This window comes from Chitinophaga sp. (genome assembly GCF_035761305.1).
Lineage (GTDB): Bacteria > Bacteroidota > Bacteroidia > Chitinophagales > Chitinophagaceae > Chitinophaga.
Genome location: NZ_DASTRI010000053.1, coordinates 1 through 17,141, shown reverse-complemented (window position 1 = coordinate 17,141; position 17,141 = coordinate 1). Strand labels below are relative to the sequence as shown.

The following is a 17,141-nucleotide window of genomic DNA, read 5'->3' as shown; positions in this document are numbered from 1 at the left end:
GGATGCCGGCTGGTTTAACTATGCGCCGCTGAACCAGTATAACTATTCCTCATCGCCGGGAGTTGATTATTACTGTACCGGTTTGCTGCTGGGCGGCATTGGTACCGTAACCACATCCATTAACCTGGTTGTGACCATACTGGTGTACCGGGTGCGCAGCATGCGTTTGCGGTATATGCCCCTGTTTGTGTGGATGGTGCTGGTAAACTCTTTTTTGGTGCTGGCGGCTTTTCCCGCTTTAAATGCAGCCTTGGCCATGCTGTTGCTGGACCGGCAGCTGCATACCCATTTCTTTTCCGCAACCGCCGGCGGCTCCGCCATTTTATGGCAGCATTTGTTCTGGCTGTTCGGCCATCCCGAAGTATATATCCTGATACTGCCGGTGTTTGGCATTTTTTCAGAAGTATTCCCGGTGTTCAGCCGCAAGCCTATTTTCGGGTATGCGTTTGTGGTAGCTTCGGGCATTGCCATTGCGCTGCTGGCCTTTGGCGTGTGGGTGCACCATATGTTTGCTGCGGGCCTGGGCAACACTGTGAACAATTTTTTTTCAGCCGCCAGCCTGCTGATAGGCGTGCCCACCGGGGTAAAGATCTTTAACTGGCTGGCCACCATGTATAAGGGCAGCCTGCGTTTCACCGTTTCAATGCTGTTCTCTGTTGCATTCCTGGTAGAGTTTACCATAGGCGGGTTAAGCGGCATATCATTTTCTATTGTGCCTATTGACTGGCAGCTTACAGACACCTATTACGTGGTGGCGCACCTGCATTATGTGTTTGTAGGCGGCAGTCTTTTTGGCCTGCTGGCCGGCCTGTTCTACTGGTTTCCGAAAATAAGCGGGCGCATGTTAAATGAAAGGCTCAGCCGCTGGTTCTTCTGGCTGTTTGTAACCGGGTTTAACCTCACCTTCCTGGTGCAGCACGCCCTGGGCGCTATGGGCATGCCCCGCCGCGTATACACCTACCCGGACCTGCCGGGCTGGCGCACACTGAACATTATTTCCGGCATTGGCGCTTTTTTAATGGGCTTTTCAATATTGCTGCTGGTTTACATTATTGTTAAGGCGGTAAAACGGGGAGCGCCGGCGCCCCCCGATCCCTGGGACGCCAATACCCTGGAATGGACCACTACATCGACCCCGCAGCTGCGCAACTTTCATACAGTGCTGCCCGTAAGAAGCGCCCGGCCTTTCCGCGATTATAAACGCCCGTCAGACGCCGACTGGAAAAATAACAACGACCATGGAAAATAAGCTGATGATGAAACTGGTGATAGGAACAGAAGCGCTGTTCTTTCTTTCGCTGATAGTAGCCTATGTATATTTTTCAAAGGTTACCGGCTTTGCGCCCGCAGAGGTGCAGCGCCTTAGCATTAAAACCACCGGCCTTTTCAGCGTGCTGCTGTTCAGCAGCAGCTTTACGTTTGAAAGGGCTGCAGCCAGCTATAAGCATGGCCGTATAAAACATTTGAAGCTATGGCTGCTGGCCACCATTGCCTTGGGCGCTATATTCCTGTGCGGCCAGGGTATAGAGTACACCAGGCTGCTGCGTGAGCATGTAAGTCCCGGCGGCAGCATGTTCGGCTCCAGCTTTTTTACGCTTACCGGCTTTCATGGCCTGCATGTGTTTGCGGGGCTGGTGCTGCTGGCTATTATTGCCACAATGGCTTTCCTGGGCGATTTTGACCGCCGCCGTTCCTCATCCGCTATCAGCACCATTGGCATGTACTGGCATTTTGTAGATGTAGTATGGCTGTTTGTATTTACAATCATTTATGTATTACCTCATTTATAAAACGGTATGCACATGGAAACCGTTCTTACACAATGGAATTTTTCACCCGTTAATATAGCGTTGCTGCTGGCCGTAACCGGTGCCTACTATTGGCTGAGTGGCTTTAAACGGCAAAAACGCGCGCTGTTCTTCTGGCTGGGAATGAGCGTTTTTGTACTGGCGGCCTGTTCGCCCCTGCACTATTTAGGGATGCGTTATTACTTCAGCGCGCATATGATCACACACATTATGCTGCTGCTGGTATGCGGGCCTTTGCTGGTATTAAGCATACCCACGGTGTTGCCTGAACGATTGCAGCACGGGGTTAACAGGCTGTCGGCTTTCCTGTACAGGCGCAGCTGGCTGGGGTGGATGGCCGGCGTAGGGTTAATGTGGTGCTGGCATATTCCCGCGGTGTTTGATGCCGCGGCAGCGCAAATGCACGCGCCCTACAGCATATTGCCGCTGTTGCACACAGCAGGCATGGTGCTGGCCGGCATGCTTTTTTGCTGGCCGCTGGCAGGGCCGGTGCCGCGTTACCACATTCACCCGCTGCAGGGGGTGCTGTATTTGTTTACGGCCTGCATAACCTGTTCACTATTGGGCTTACTGATCACATTTGCCCCGTTAGGCACCTACCATCATTACATTGATATGGACGCCATGATGCACAGTACGGGCAGCGGCCCCTGGGGGCTTTCCCGCGCGGCAGACCAGCAGGCCGCGGGCCTTATTATGTGGGTGCCCTGCTGCTTCATATACCTGGCCGGCTGCTTGTTGCTGCTGCAGCGCTGGTTTGCCGGCAATACCATTAACACTTTAAGCGCAACTTATGACTGATGTTGAAAACAATGTGATCATCCCGCAGCCGGATTGGGAAAAGGCCCGGCCTGAAAGACTGCCGCATCCCACATACTGGCCTTTTTTCCTGGCCCTGGGGCTTATGTTCATCGGCTGGGGACTGATCTCTACCTGGGTTATACTGCTGGCCGGCGTGCTTGTATTTATTGTTGCCATTATTGGCTGGATCAACCTGTTACGGCATGAAGACACACCAAACGAATGAACAGCGGAGGGCGTTTTTAGTAAAGCTTAGCCTGGGACTGGGCGGCCTGGCGGCAGCGCTGGCCAGTGTGCCTGTGCTCAGCGCCTTGCTGGCGCCGCTGCTGGAAAAAGTGCCCGATACCTGGCGCCAGGTAGGCACGGTAGATGATTTTGACATAGGCGTTACCCGGCTGGTGACTTTTGAAAACGCGGCGCCTGAGCCCTGGGCCGGCGTAAATGCGCGCACTGCCGTGTGGCTGCGCCGTGATGCAGGCAACCGGTTTACCGCCTTTTCCGCCAACTGCACCCACCTGGGCTGCCCCGTGCGCTGGGTGGATAAAGCATCGTTGTTTATGTGCCCCTGCCATGGCGGAGTGTATTACAAAGACGGCTCTGTAGCAGCAGGCCCGCCACCCAAGCCGCTAACGCGCTACCAGGTGCGCGTTCACCGGCAGCATGTGGAAATAAAAACAAGGCCTTTGCCTATTACCAACATCAGCGCTTAAAAAACTATGCAGCGTTTAAAGAAAATATGGAACTGGATAGATGACCGCAGCGGCTTTACGGAGATATTTAAACCACTGATGGAGCACCGGGTGCCGCCCGGCTCCCGGTGGGCTTATGTGTTTGGCAGCGCCACGCTGTTTTGCCTGGTGCTGCAGGTAATTACAGGGGTGGCGCTTTCCCTGCTGTACCAGCCTTCTGCATCCGGTGCTTATGAGTCGCTGAACTTTATTACCCACCAGGCGGTGATGGGACGCTGGCTGCGCGGTATTCATTATTTCGGCGCTTCCGGTATGATCATTATGGTAGGCGCGCACATGATACGCGTGTACATTACGGCAGCGTATAAGTACCCGCGTGAAATGTCGTGGATAAGCGGCGTAGTGCTGTTACTGCTTACTGTTATGATGGGTTTTACAGGACAGCTGCTGCGCTGGGACTCCAACGGCGTATGGTCGTCGGTGGTAGCTGCGGAGCAGCTGGGCCGCATACCGGTTATAGGCACCTGGGCAGCCCGCTGGCTGCTGGGCGGCAGCACTATCGGCGGGCATACGCTAAGCCGTTTTTTTTCTTACCACGTGTTCATCATACCGGCTTTTATTTTCCTGTTTGTGGGTTACCACTTAATGCTGGTGATACGCAACGGCATTTCAGAACCGCCAAAGGCCGGCCGCCCGGTAGATCCTTCCAGGTACCGGGCGTGGTACAAACAAATGCTGGAAAAGGAAGGCGTGCCTTTTTGGCCCTACGCCGCCTGGCGCGACGCCGTGTTTGGCGTTATTACCATTATCGCCATTCTTTGCCTGGCGCTTATATATGGCCCGCCGGAGCTTACGCAGCCGCCCGACCCTTCGTTTGTGTACACCACGCCGCGGCCCGACTGGTACATGCTGGCAATATTTTCGCTGTTTGCGCTTATGCCGCCGAAAATAGAGTCGTACGCTATTTTTATAGGGCCTATTTTAACCATTATCGTTTTACTGTCGGTACCCTTTATTGCCAAAAGAGGAGAGCGCAGCCCCATACGGCGCCCATGGGCGGTATTTGGTGTGGTATGCGTAACGGCTATCGTGTTTAACCTGCTGATGCTGGGCATGAGCTCACCCTGGGCGCCCAATTTTGGCGTAAAACCTTTAACACCCGGGTCTATCCAGTCGCAGGACACAACGGTTATACACGGCGCGGCATTGTTCTATGAAAAGGGCTGCCTGTACTGCCATAAAATAAAAGGCAAAGGCGGCCTTACCGGGCCTGACCTTACTACCGTGGGCCTGCGGCTGAATGCAACGGAAATGAATATACGTATTGTAAACGGTGGTGATGAGATGCCGGCATATGGCGGCATGCTGCGGAAGGATGAGCTGGCGGCGCTGGTAGCTTTTCTGCAAAAGGAAAAGTAAAAAAGCAAAAATTAAAAAGTAAAAAGCAGAACGCTCAGTATCGTTTATGAGAAAGCAGGTTGTGCCACATATTACAGCATGAACTTTATATACCTGGTATTACGCACTTAACCTGGAGGTTTTTTAATTTTTGCTTTTTTACTTTTTGTGTCATATTTTCTTTTTGCTAAGCTGTATGGCGGCGCTTATTAAGCCCAGGTGGGTAAAGGCTTGCGGGAAATTGCCGAGATGCTCGCCCTTAATGCCCAGCTGTTCGGAGAACAGGCCCAGGTGGTTGGCATAGCCGATCATCTTTTCAAAATGCTCCCTTCCTTTTTCTGTTTCGCCCCGCAGGGCAAGGCATTCAATATGCCAGAAAGAGCACATGGTAAAGGTGCCTTCGGGGCCGGTCATCCCATCTATTTCCTGCTGCTTTTCCTGGTAGCGGTACACCAGCACATCCAGGCTTAGCTCATTGTCAATGGCCTGCATGGTTTGCTGCCATTTTTCGGAGTTGGGGGAAACAATGTGCAGCAGCGGCATCAGCAAGGCGCTGGCGTCAATGGTGTCGCCTCCTTTGAACTGTACAAAGGACTGCCGCTCCTCGTTCCAGAAATTCTCATATACATCTTTATATATCTCGTCCCTTACCTGGTACCACTTCAGTGTATCGAACGGGAAAGAGAAGTGGTTGGCGATTTTTATGGCGCGGTCCAGCGCTACCCAGCACATGACCCTTGAAAAAAGGAACTCGCGTTTTATACCGCGCACTTCCCATATGCTGTGGTCAGGGCAATCCCAGTTGTCAATTACCGCGTTCACATAGTGCTCAATAATTTTCCAGTATTCGTAGGTAATATCCCCGCCGTGCAGCGCATAAATATAAATGGTTTGCAGCAGCTCCCCGTACACATCCATCTGCGTTTGCTTATAGGCGTTATTACCAATGCGCACGGGCCTGGAGCCCATGTAGCCGTGCAGGTGGTTCAGCTCCAGCTCGTCCAGGTTATTGCTGCCGTCTACGGCAAACATCAGCTGCAGCTCTTTTTGCGTGCTTTGGTCTTTTACCCATTGCAAAAAGGCTTTAGCCTCATCCAGGAAACCCAGCTGCAAAAAGGCATGCATGGCAAAGGCGGCATCCCTTATCCAGGTGTAGCGGTAATCCCAGTTCCGCCCGTGCCCGATAGACTCCGGCAGGCCAAAGGTGGGAGCGGCCACCATAGAGCCGTATTTGTTGGAGATCAGCAGCTTGAGTGTAAGTACAGAGCGGTGCACTATTTCTTTCCAGTGCCCGCTGTAATTGGAAAGGGCCAGCCAGTTTTGCCAGTAGCGGATGGTTTGTTGGTAGGTAAAGTTCACATAATCATCCAGGTTGCGCTTACGGTTGTTCTTATTCACGGGCGACTCCAGCAAAAAACAGGCGCTTTCATCTTCCTTTAATGTAAAGGAGGCTACGGCATCCTTACCCTTTACCTGCATTTTCACATTACTGGTAAGCCAGCATGGCAGCAGCTTATCATCCTGCTCCGGTGTAAAATGAATGCTGTTGCCATGCATGGTAACGGTGTGGGAGGTACGGCTGTAATTGAACCGCGGCGCGCAGGTCATGCGGAAATTTATTTTGCCCCGTATGGTGGTGATCTTCCTGATGAGCGCACATTTACTTTCATCACCTGTAACGGGCATATAATCTATCATTTCCGCAATGCCTTCTTCGGAAAAAAAGCGTGTTACCAGCACATTGGTATCGGGCAGGTACAGCTGTTTGGAGATAATGCCTTCCATAATAGGCGTAAGACAAAAGCTGCCGCCTTTGTGCGCATCCAGCAGCTTGCAGAAAATTGTAGGGGCATCAAACCTGGGGAATGACATAAAATCAATAGACCCGTTTAAACATACCAGGGCTACGGTGTGCAGGTTACCTACAATGCCGTAGTTCTCTATCGGCTGGTAATCTGATTGTTTGCCTTTATCCATATAATGATGATAGTTATCCTGCTATTATCCAAACCAGCGCGATCACCAGCAGCGCAAGGGCAGCCCATACCCACTCACGGTGCATGGTTAGCCACAGGGTAACACTGCGGTTGGTGGCAATGTTTTTAAAGCTGCCGTAAGCACCGGGATCGCCGGGCACCGGCTCCCATACATTATTAACACGGTCAAGGCCGGCTGGTTCATCTGTTTGCTGTCCTTTATAGCCGTTGCGTGCAAGTACCCAGTCGGCATACCAGGGCGCAATTTTATTGCCGATAATGGCTTTGTAGGTAGGAAAGCCTACCCAAATATCCCTGCGGTTATGCGCTGCCGCAAATACAATGGCCCTGGCAGCTACTTCCGGCTGGTACACCTTGCCCATGGGCCGGGGCTTGTTGGGCAGTTTGCTGAGCACCCAGTGAAACTGTGTGGTGTTCATGGCCGGCAGCTCCACCATGCACATTTTTATATTGCTTTTATCGTGCTTCAGCTCGCAGCGGAGAGAGTCGTAAAACCCCTGTATGCCATGCTTTGAGCCGCAGTAGGCCGATTGCAGGGGAATGCCGCGGTAGGCCAGGGCAGAGCCTACCAGCACAATGGAGCCCCGGTTACGCGGCAGCATGCGTTTCAGGGCCGTCATGGCGCCATATACCTGGCCCAGGTAAGTGACTTCGGTAACGCGTTTAAATTCCTGCGGGGTAATATTTTTCAGGGGGGCAAATACACTATTCATGGCATTATTTACCCAAACATCTATTGGCCCGAATTGTTTTTCTGCAATATCCGCCGCCGCCGCCAGCGCTTCCGGGTCAGCTACATCCACTGTTATAGCCAGCGCTTTGCCGCCATACTGCTCTACTTCCCGGGAAGCCGCTTCCAGCCCGTCTTTGCCGCGGGCCAGCAGCACCACGCGTGCGCCCTGTTTGGCAAATTCCCAGGCTGTAACCCTGCCTACACCGGCCGATGCGCCTGTAATTACTACTACCTTATCGCGGAACTCATCATGTACCATGGTATGCAGATTAACGTTACCGCCAGGAAAAGTGCAATGTTTGTGCCGCAGCCCGATTTTGCGGCAGGTTGTTATTTAATAACCGTGCGGTATAATGCTGTGCGACCTGTAAAGTACAGCGTGTTGCCGCCGGTAATGGCCAGGGTAGAGGGCCGTTCCGGTACGGGTAGCCACTTGCGTTGTTTACCTGCCGCGTCAAAGCGGTATAGCTGCCCGTCGGCTATCCACACATTGCCCTGTTCATCCGGTATTGCGCTGAACTCGCCTTTTTCCGCAAAATAGCTGAGGTTTGATAAGTAGCCCTGCGCATCTACCTCACATTTTACAGTACGCTTGTCATATTCATCTGCGGCGTACAGCGGCTTGCCGGGAAAAGCCTGCACCAGGGCGCATGCGCGCGCCAGGTCGTAGCATACAGGTATAATGGTACGGCCATCCGGCGCTACCCAACATTCGGTATTGCGGTTTATGGTGATAGTATTAAAATCATGATAATCGCGCCAGCGGTTGGAAGGGTATAATGCTTTGTAAACATTGTGCACAGCGCCCATGGGTGATTTATTCAGCAGGTGGATGGTGTTTTCCGGCGCGCCGGGATCAACGGCGTATACGAGGGTGCCGAAGCCGGAGTTGCCCCAGCCGCTGAACGAAGTGCCGGCAGCGTCCGGCGGATTTTCATAATGCTCCGGCTGTCCGTTTATGAGCAGGCCGGGCTGAGGATTATAGCGGAACACTACCAGCAGGTTGTCCTGTGAGTCGCAGGCCAGCGAAAGGGGCTCCCAGGGAAAATCCGCCAGCAGCTCCAGCGATTGTGCAGCAGCATTCCATTTGTACACGCGTTTCATACGCTGCTCTGCAAAGTATACATTGCCCTTTGAGTCGGCACAAAGGCCAACGGCAAACTCAAACCCTTTAGCCAGGCGTTGTATGCTGCTGTCGCACCCATGCTTTTGTGAAGGTTTGTTGCCGCTGATGTACAGCCGGGCAAACTCTGTTGGCCGCACTTCAATATCGGTGTTTATATCATACAGCGGGTTATCGGTGGTATACTTGATCTGGCTGTAATTATGCATGTTCAGCAGCTCCAGCCCGGCGCAGTCCCAGGTGCGAACGGCATACGGGTAGGGCACCTTTACCCGTATTACGCGAAAGGTGTACAGGTTGGCAAAGGTCATGTTTTTACAGTGGTCAATTTCCAGGGGCTGGCATTCTGAGCTTTCCACGCTTTCCTCTTCCAACTGCAGCGCATATACGTGCCAGTTGGCCACCTGCTTAAACCGCACTTCATTGCGTACATGATGCTCAACAGACATGGCGTATATACGGCCCCGTGTGGTAGTGTTGTTAGCATAAAAGCCCGCGGTGGCAAAGGTGCTGGCCGACCAGATATTCTTAAAAATACCGCCACCGTTATTGGTTACCCACAGGCTCCAGTACTGGGTGTCCCACAGCGGGTTACCAACGGTACGGCGGCCGTTGGGCGCAGGCTCCCTTTCTTCCCACTGCCAGCCTGTTTTGGTGCCGGGGCGCATGGTGCCATGTCCGCCTATGAACTTTACATCATCTATCATGGAATGTTCGCCGGCCATCCATTTACAGGCTACGGCGCGGTAGTTGCTTTCTGCCGTGTACAGGCCAATGCCGGTAATGATATTGGCGCCGCCGGGCGGCGCTTCCACCATGGCTTTGGGCGCGCCAAAGCCGCCGAATGCAGGCGCATGCTCTGCCAGGGCAAAATGGGTGGCCATGGGATGCAGGCCTATTAAAACAGTATTGGGCTGCAGGTGTATGGTTTCTGATATGCGGTAAGCGCCCTGGGGCACATAAATCACCGGGTACTTATTTACTGCTTCCTGTATGGCTTTGGTGTCGTCGGTAATGCCATCTCCTTTTGCGCCCAGGGTTTTCAGGTTCACCCATTGCGGCATAGGCGGCAGCGCAGGAATATCGCTTTCAAGGGCGGCAGGTATGGTTTTAAGCGGCTGTATATCCTGCGTGCAGGTGTATTGCCCTTCCTGCCCCAGGTCGTTTATCTGCAGCCCGTAGGTAAAGGTGTTTACCACATAGGCATTGCCCGGTGCTTTGGTAGCGGTATCGGTTTTGGGGTAGTGCACCAGCACCGGCACTTTCCTGCAATACAGCCGGCGGATGTTCAGCTGCATGTTGGCATTGCCTTCATCGCTCAGGCGGATGGCGGGGCCGCTGATATTTTCAAACCGGCAGTTTTCCATGAATATCTTTTCCCAGTAGTTGCTGTCGACCTGTATAGCGGCAGGCGCGTTCCTTACCTGCATGCGCACAATGGTAAAACCTGCCTGCTGCGTTTTAACGGCTGTTTTGCGCTGCCCTTCAAAGTAGGTGTCCATCATCATAAACTGCCACCCCGGCGATGCTTTGGTGGTATAAATGCCGTAGTCGCCGCCATAGAATTTTACATCTTCCATCATATTGCCTACATCAAACAGCCCGGCTTTACCGTTGCCTATGGCAATGTTGCAGTGGGATATAAAGCTGTGCTGCGCAAAGTGGGTGCGGAGCGCTACGGCGGCAGGATTGCCGTCTTCAATTTTCAGGTCTATATTGGAAAGGGCGCTGTAAAAGGTGCCGGCGCCGGCATCGTTCACCTGGCCGCCAGGCTCCACCGGGCTGCTGGTGAACCAGAACATATAAGCAGCCCTGCCTTTATCGTTTGGATGTTCTTCCCCGAAGCCGGGCGCATTGCGCTTTAGCACAATCAGCGGCCGGTGCTGCCCGTAGCCGATTAAACGGATGGCGGCCGGTATGTAAATGGTTTTGGAAATATAGTAGGTGCCTTCGGGGATAAAGAGAATGCCGAAGTTGCGGTTTTTCTTCAGCTGGTTAATAGCCGCCTGCAGCTGATCCGATACATCGGCGGCCTTGCCGGCGTTGAAGTATACTGCTGCAGTGTCATCCGGTTTTTGTGTGTATAGTGACTGCCCCGGTGTGAACTGGCCGAAAACGTTTATGCTGCCGGCCACCAGGAGAGCCAGCATTATCATAGCCTTGACGCGTGGAAACATATGTAGTGGAATTTTATAGTGGAAACAAAATACTTCCAAAATAGAAGAATGCCAATAAAATCTGACGGCGGAAGCAGCAGCGCAAAAAACCTATCTTTAACCGGCGTAAATCAGTCATTACATGTTGCTCCATTATTATAGATCCATACAGGGGTTTAATTTTTTGTTTTCCTGCATTGCAGGCGCAATGGGGATGATAAGCGGCGAAGACCGCCTGGCGGCTTTTTTCCGCACTTTCCTGATCTCCTTTTTTACAGGCGGTTACTTGCTGGCGCTGTTCTTTTATGAGCTGCGGAGCAGGCACCAGTATTATTTCTATTACAACAAGGGTTTTTCCAGGGGGCGGCTCATATTGTTATCCTACCTGTTGGGGCTGCCGGTGTGGGGCCTATGCTTAATGCTTAAGAATATAGTGGCATGAAGCAGGTACTGGAAGCAGACGGCATATTAAAATATACAGGAGTGCGGGAGCTGCTGACGGACTGTTACATAAAATGCGAAACAGGCGATATTATCGGCATCCTGGGCCGTAATGGCAGCGGTAAATCTACCCTGTTGAAAATTATTTTCGGTACGGAAAGCGCCGTTAACAAAAGCATCCGTTTTAACGGTAAGCCTCATACCCACCCTTATACTGCAAAAAAGTTGGTAGCCTATTTGCCGCAACATCATTTTCTACCTGCCAACCTGTCCGTAAAGCGTATAACGGAGCTGTTTATACGTAATAAGGAAGCCAGGCGTAAGGTGCTTACCAATGAAAGGGTGCAACCACATCTGCATAAAAGAACAGGGGAGCTTTCCGGCGGAGAACTGCGTTACCTGGAAATACTGCTGCTGATACATCTGGATGCCGCGTTTATTTTGCTGGACGAGCCTTTCTCAGGCATTGAACCCATTTATAAAACGCACATTGCTGAACTGCTGCAGGCCAGCCGCCCGTTTAAAGGCTTCATTATTACAGATCACGATTACCGGAATATTATTGATAACAGCACAGCGATATTACTAATCACCAACGGTGTTTGCAAGCACATTAAATCGCTGCAGGAGTTGGAAGATCATCAGTATTTACCGGCCGGCGCGTTACAGGAACTGTCGCAGGACGTTACGCGGTTAACAAACAAAGGGCCGCAGTAGCGTGTACCGCAGCCCCTTGCAATTACCTTCTACAGTATGTTAAACAGCAGCTGCTTCAAAAGCAGTGGCAGTGGCCACGCTTTCCCAGCTTTCCATATCCTTTTCTACAGCAGCTATTTTCACCTGTGCCAGCTCATATGCATCGGCGCCCAGGAACAGGTGTAAAGGCGGATTTTTTTCTTCGGCAACGCGCATGACCACAGCAGCGGCTTTCTGCGGGTCGCCCGCCTGGTTGCGGTTTATATCGTGCTGGTGCCGCTGTTGTATTTCGCGTACAGTTTTGTATGCGGCAATTTCACTGGCAGGCACCCGCAGCGAGTCGGATTCCAGGAAGTTGGTGCGGAAGTAGCCGGGCGATACAATGGTTACATTAATCCCAAACTCTTTGGCTTCCGCTGCCAGTGACTCAGACAACCCTTCTACGGCAAACTTGGTGGCGCAGTAAATGCCAAAGCCGGGGAAGTTGCCGTTAAAGCCGCCGATGGAAGAAATGTTGAAGATATGGCCGGACCGTTGCTCGCGCAGGTACGGCATTACGTTGCGTATTACGTTCAATGTACCAAATACGTTAACGGTAAAGTTATCGCGGCTTTCCTGGTCGGTCAGCTCTTCCAGGCTGCCTACCAGCCCGTAGCCGGCGTTATTGACCACTACATCTATCCGGCCAAAATGATGAATAGTGGCAGCAATGGCATTGCGTACGCTGCTTTCTGTTTTGAGGTCCACCGCTAATGGAAAAAAGCCTGCTACATCTTTACCAACGGCTGCTACCAGGTCGTCTAATTTCCTGGAGGTAGCGGCCACCTGGTGGCCCTGTTGCAATAGCTCCTTCACAAAGGCGAGCCCTAAGCCTTTGGAGGCGCCGGTAATAAACCATGTTTTTTTGCTGTTCATAATCGGGTGTTTTTGATAAGGCAAAATTAGGGCAGGGTAAAGCGTGCATTGTTACATTGTTCAAACGTATTATTGCAAAATTCAAACAATTGAGAAGCGGGTTGCCTGTCCGGTGAGCCACCTTTCCGGGTGGGCATTATTCGCCGCTGTTCAACCCGGTTAAGCAATAGCTACTGTTGACCGGCGGTTGCACCCACGCTTTTACGCTTTGCGCTTTAATTGCTGCCGTACCGCAGTTACTGCTGCCGGCGCCTGCACAGGCTGCCGGTTAATTATTGTTTACAAACCGCAACACTTTGTTCATAAAAGGCCGCAGCAATGGCGCGGGCTGCGTATGAGCGCAAACTGGCGCGATTTTTTTCGCTATTTATACATAAAGGAGCAGTTTGAAAAAGGAGATACGGTTCAATGGAACTCATCGGCGGCGCTTCCAAGAATAAGATGATTGAAGTAACACAAAGGATTTCCCCTTTAAAGGCGCCAGGCGCCGTGCGGATGAAGGCCAACCGCTGCGAGCAACAAGCGCAGGAAAGCTGCGATGCACAAGGGAACAGCACTGCATGAGCAAATGCAGTGCTTTATCCGGATCATTAAAAACGTTGTCATATGGTAACCGCCACAAAAAAGAAGGCCACCACTCATAAGAAGGCTACGGCTCATAAAACAGCCCAACACCCCAGGAAGTGGTCTGCAAATGTTACAAAGCACAGCAATGCGCTGGACTTAAAGCAGAATATTTTTGAGTCGCACGATCCAAAAGAGATTGCGCAGTCGTTGAAATCATCTGCAGTTAAAAGCCACCGGCGTAAATCCAGCCCGTACCGGTCGGCAATGTCCATGCTTACCTTTTATATTAACCGTGCAGGTAAGAATTTGCCGAAGAAACAGAAGAATGTGCTGGAAAAGGCCAAGAATGAGCTGCGGGTAGCGTTTGGCAGAGAAGAGCAATAAGCGCTCTCATAACCGTATTGGCTGTAGCGCCTCAATTTCATTTCTGTAATTACAAAAATGAAACTAACGCTTTTGCCATTACTTATCTTCCCCGTTTTCTAGCGCAAACGCTACATATGTATCTCCCGATTTGCTTCCTATTTTACCACCGCCGCAGGCAATTACCACGTACTGCCTGCCATGCGCCATGTAGGTGGCTGGTGTAGCATAGCCGGCTGCAGGCAAAGGCGCTTCCCACAATACCTTACCGGTAGCTTTATCAAACGCGCGTATTTTTTCATCTTTGGTAGCTGCAATAAATACAATGCCGCCTTTGGTTACCAGCGGGCCGCCATAATTTTCCGTGCCGGTAACCGGTATGCCTTTTTTTGTAAGCGCTGCGTATTCGCCCAGCGGTACTTTCCATAACAGCTTGCCAGTATTCAGGTTTACCGCATTCAGCGTGCCCCAGGGCGGTTTTATACCCGGGTAGCCGTCTGCATCCAGGAAACGGTTGTAGCCGGTCATGGTATAAGGCACTTCATCCAGTATACTTTTTTTCATGCGCAGGCTGTCGGTGCTGCCCGGTTCTTTGGGCAGCTCTTTTTTAGTGGCGGCTATGGCAGGCTGCTTTTCCTGCAGGTGCAGCAAAAAGGCGAGCAGCGCCTGTTTTTCTCCCGCATCCATTTTAAAGGCAGGCATCATGTTCCTGCCATGCGCAATAATATCCTGCAGCTGTGTAACGGAATATTTTTTCCCGATGTCTACTAATGAAGGGTAGGAGCTGCCGTTGCCTTTCAGCTCAGGGCCATGGCAGGCCACACAATATTTTCCATACACTGCCTTACCCTTGTATTCAGGATTGGCATTGCTCATTTTATCGGGCATGTCAATCATGGTTAAAGACCAGGGCAGCTCGCTGCTGTTGATATACAGGATGCCGGTTTCCGGGTCTGCAGCGGCGCCGCCCCATTCCCCGCCGCCGTCAAAACCGGGGAATATCCATCCGCCTTCTTTGCCGGGCGGGGTAAACATGGTATTGTACTTTACCCGGCGGAATTGCTCCATCAGCATTGCATAAGCCGCCGGGGTAACGCCAAATACATCTGTACTGTCAAAGTGCTGCCGGGCAAAAGGCTCGGGCAGCGCAGGTATGGGCTGTGTGGGCCAGGGGGCTTCACCCGGCAACCCATTTGCAGGTACGGGTGTTTCTTTAATGGGAAATACCGGCTGCCCGTTATGGCGGTCAAAAACAAAAATGTACCCATGTTTGGTAACCTGCGCTACGGCGTCGATCTTTTTACCATCATGCCGTATGGTTACCAGGTTGGGATTGGCGGCCAGGTCGCGGTCCCACAGGTCATGATGCACCACCTGGTAATGCCACAGGTATTTGCCGGTTGCTGCATCCAGCGCTATCAGTGAATTGCCGTACAGGTTAGCGCCTTTGCGGATGCCGCCGTAAAAATCGCCGCCTATGGATCCGGTAGGTACATACAGCACGCCGGTGTTTTCATCCAGCGACATACCGGCCCAGCTGTTTGCCCCGCCGAATTTGCGCCAGGCAGCCGTATCTTCCCAGGTGTTATATCCTTTTTCACCGGGATGGGGAATGGTATGGAATATCCAGGCGCGTTTTCCGGTGCGCACGTCATATGCGCGGATGTGGCCGGGCGCCGCATCCGCGGATTCTGCCACCCGCATGCCAATGATCATTAAGTTTTTATAGATGATGCCAGGCGTGGTGGCTGCTACAAACGGGTTGTAGGTGCCGGTGTCGCGGTCGAGGTTTACGGCCAGGTTAATGTACCCGCTGTCGCCGAAAGGAGTGATTTGCTTACCGGTAAGGGCATTAATGGCATACACTTTTTCGCCTGCGCTGTACAGTATGCGTTTGTCGCTGCCATCTTCGCTTTGCCAGTACATTACCCCGCGGCTCACTTTAAAAAAGGCCATAGGATCGGCATTGGCCGTGTCTTCCAGCGTGGCGGGGTCAAACACCCACCTGGGCATGCCGGTGGCTGCATCTAGCGCAAACAGCTTCAGGCGGGGACTGGTGCCATACAGGGTACTGTCTACCATGATAGGGTTGCACTGTATCTGTGAGTGGTTATTGGTGTCTTTATCGTGCGAGCTGTAGGTCCAGGCTACCCGCAGCCTGGCCACATTGCCGGTATTGATCTGGTCATTGGACGAGTAACGGTTACCATCTTTGGTGCCGGCATAGGTGCGCCAGCTGCTGTAATCTGTGTGGGAAGCGGTATGCCGGCAGGCAGCCATGCCTAATACCAGCAGGGATAGCCGTGTGAGTGCGGTTAATTTCATACGTGGAGCGTGGTCAATTACGAATTATTTAATTACGGATTACGAATGCAAGGAACGCATAATTAATTCCGGTGTTTATTATTGTAAGATAATAATTTGAAATTCGTGGTTAGAACATTTCTAAAGTTGGCTACGCACGATTGTAACGTATATTTTTCACCATTTGTAATTGCTGTATGAAATGAGGCCGACATAACCGATTTTTGCAGCCGGAACAAGCAGATAACAGATGAAGATGATATTTAAAGATCCCGCTGTAGGCGGGGAGCTGATGCTGGTGATGCATGAGCCGCAGTTTGACCGGTATTTCTTCACGCGCGACAGCAAGCTGCAATACCTCACCATTGCCTGGAACACCGGTGCTGCGCAGCAGGTGGTGATAGATGAGGTAACCTGCACCTTCCCGGCCAATTCCATACTGCCGCTGGTCATTAACCAGTCGTTCCGCTTTGAGCGGCCGGAGGATATTATCGCCTGGCAGTTTAACCGCGATTTTTACTGCATTATAGACCACGATAAAGAGGTAAGCTGCGTGGGCTTCATTTTCGGCGCATCGGAACCCCTGTTCATTTATATTGATGGGGAAGAGCAGCAGAAAATGAAAGCCCTGCTGGAAGTGTTTAAAGACGAGCTGGAAGATGCAGACGAGATACAGGCCACCATGCTGCGAACCCTGTTGGTAAGGCTGATCATTAAGATCACCCGCCTGGCTAAAAAGCAGTACATAGACCCGGAAAAGATCAATGCAACAAAGCTGGATATTATCCGCCATTTTACACTGATGGTGGAAGAGCATTACAAGCAGCAGCACCAGGTACAGTTTTATGCGAATGCCCTTAATAAATCTCCCAAAACATTATCTAACCTGTTTGCCCTGTACAACCAGCGTTCCCCGCTGCAGATCATCCAGGAAAGGATTATACAGGAAGCCAAGCGGCTGTTCTATTATACCGACAAATCGGCCAAGGAAATAGCGCTGGAGCTGGGTTTTGAGGATGCAGGGCATTTCAGCCGGTTCTTTAAAAACCAGACAGCGCTGAGCCCCTCTGACTTTAAAAAATCCATTCAAACCAGGGCGTAGGGAAAAATCATCAAATCTTCGGGAAGAGTGTCCATTTTCTAAAGGGAG

Annotated in this window: 16 protein-coding genes; 11 read left to right on the top strand and 5 right to left on the bottom strand. The window is 51.8% G+C overall.

Features of this window, described 5'->3' with window-relative positions:
- The 6 genes from VFS25_RS05430 to VFS25_RS05405 all read left to right on the top strand — a co-directional run.
- Positions 1 to 1,249, top strand: a 1,249-nt coding sequence (locus tag VFS25_RS05430) for a cytochrome c oxidase subunit I (RefSeq protein ID WP_326461108.1), incomplete at its 5' end; no start/stop codon positions are given.
- On the top strand, positions 1,239 to 1,790 hold the full coding sequence (locus tag VFS25_RS05425; protein WP_326461107.1) for a heme-copper oxidase subunit III: 552 nt from the start codon (positions 1,239 to 1,241) through the stop codon (positions 1,788 to 1,790). The genes VFS25_RS05430 and VFS25_RS05425, both read left to right, overlap by 11 nt.
- A 12-nt stretch (positions 1,791 to 1,802) precedes the next feature.
- A complete protein-coding gene (locus tag VFS25_RS05420) occupies positions 1,803 to 2,609 on the top strand; it encodes a cytochrome c oxidase assembly protein (protein ID WP_326461106.1) in 807 nt (268 codons plus the stop codon).
- Entirely contained in the window at positions 2,602 to 2,835 is a 234-nt protein-coding gene (locus VFS25_RS05415; RefSeq protein WP_326461105.1) for a hypothetical protein, read from the top strand. Before VFS25_RS05420 ends, VFS25_RS05415 begins: the two co-directional genes overlap by 8 nt.
- Positions 2,813 to 3,319, top strand: a complete 507-nt coding sequence (locus VFS25_RS05410) for a Rieske (2Fe-2S) protein (RefSeq protein ID WP_326461104.1) — start codon at positions 2,813 to 2,815, stop codon at positions 3,317 to 3,319. Before VFS25_RS05415 ends, VFS25_RS05410 begins: the two co-directional genes overlap by 23 nt.
- A 6-nt stretch (positions 3,320 to 3,325) precedes the next feature.
- On the top strand, positions 3,326 to 4,717 hold the full coding sequence (locus VFS25_RS05405) for a cytochrome b N-terminal domain-containing protein (protein ID WP_326461103.1): 1,392 nt from the start codon (positions 3,326 to 3,328) through the stop codon (positions 4,715 to 4,717).
- 150 nt (positions 4,718 to 4,867) lie between these two features.
- Here VFS25_RS05405 and VFS25_RS05400 read toward each other — a convergent pair whose 3' ends face one another.
- The 3 genes from VFS25_RS05400 to VFS25_RS05390 all read right to left on the bottom strand — a co-directional run bounded on the left by VFS25_RS05400 (position 4,868) and on the right by VFS25_RS05390 (position 10,726).
- Positions 4,868 to 6,673, bottom strand: coding sequence for a glycoside hydrolase family 15 protein (locus tag VFS25_RS05400; RefSeq protein ID WP_326461102.1), 1,806 nt, complete (start codon positions 6,671 to 6,673; stop codon positions 4,868 to 4,870).
- Between the two features lie 13 nt (positions 6,674 to 6,686).
- The gene (locus VFS25_RS05395) at positions 6,687 to 7,685 is read right to left on the bottom strand and encodes an SDR family oxidoreductase (RefSeq protein WP_326461101.1); all 999 of its coding nucleotides are present in this window, start codon (positions 7,683 to 7,685) and stop codon (positions 6,687 to 6,689) included.
- A gap of 71 nt (positions 7,686 to 7,756) precedes the next feature.
- Positions 7,757 to 10,726 carry a glycosyl hydrolase family 28-related protein gene (locus VFS25_RS05390; protein WP_326461100.1) on the bottom strand — a complete coding sequence of 990 codons (2,970 nt, stop codon included), beginning with the start codon at positions 10,724 to 10,726 and terminating at the stop codon, positions 7,757 to 7,759.
- Between the two features lie 121 nt (positions 10,727 to 10,847).
- On the opposite strand from VFS25_RS05390, the gene VFS25_RS05385 reads away from it, so the two are divergent.
- A complete protein-coding gene (locus VFS25_RS05385) occupies positions 10,848 to 11,147 on the top strand; it encodes a hypothetical protein (RefSeq protein WP_326461099.1) in 300 nt (99 codons plus the stop codon).
- Positions 11,144 to 11,863: an ATP-binding cassette domain-containing protein gene (locus tag VFS25_RS05380; RefSeq protein ID WP_326461098.1), complete on the top strand. Its 720-nt coding sequence runs from the start codon at positions 11,144 to 11,146 to the stop codon at positions 11,861 to 11,863. Before VFS25_RS05385 ends, VFS25_RS05380 begins: the two co-directional genes overlap by 4 nt.
- 39 nt (positions 11,864 to 11,902) lie before the next feature.
- On the opposite strand, the gene VFS25_RS05375 is transcribed toward VFS25_RS05380, so the two are convergent.
- Positions 11,903 to 12,757: an oxidoreductase gene (locus VFS25_RS05375; protein WP_326461097.1), complete on the bottom strand. Its 855-nt coding sequence runs from the start codon at positions 12,755 to 12,757 to the stop codon at positions 11,903 to 11,905.
- Between the two features lie 408 nt (positions 12,758 to 13,165).
- Between VFS25_RS05375 and VFS25_RS05370 the strand changes: the two genes are divergently transcribed.
- Entirely contained in the window at positions 13,166 to 13,321 is a 156-nt protein-coding gene (locus VFS25_RS05370; protein ID WP_326461096.1) for a hypothetical protein, read from the top strand.
- A gap of 42 nt (positions 13,322 to 13,363) precedes the next feature.
- Positions 13,364 to 13,708 carry a DUF3175 domain-containing protein gene (locus VFS25_RS05365; RefSeq protein WP_326461095.1) on the top strand — a complete coding sequence of 115 codons (345 nt, stop codon included), beginning with the start codon at positions 13,364 to 13,366 and terminating at the stop codon, positions 13,706 to 13,708.
- 78 nt (positions 13,709 to 13,786) lie between these two features.
- Here the strand turns inward: VFS25_RS05365 and VFS25_RS05360 are convergent, their stop codons facing one another.
- Positions 13,787 to 16,012, bottom strand: coding sequence for a PQQ-binding-like beta-propeller repeat protein (locus VFS25_RS05360; protein ID WP_326461094.1), 2,226 nt, complete (start codon positions 16,010 to 16,012; stop codon positions 13,787 to 13,789).
- Positions 16,013 to 16,247: 235 nt separating this feature from the next.
- On the opposite strand from VFS25_RS05360, the gene VFS25_RS05355 reads away from it, so the two are divergent.
- Complete coding sequence (locus tag VFS25_RS05355) at positions 16,248 to 17,093, top strand: helix-turn-helix domain-containing protein (protein WP_326461093.1); 846 nt, start codon at positions 16,248 to 16,250, stop codon at positions 17,091 to 17,093.
- Positions 17,094 to 17,141 lie beyond the last annotated feature (48 nt).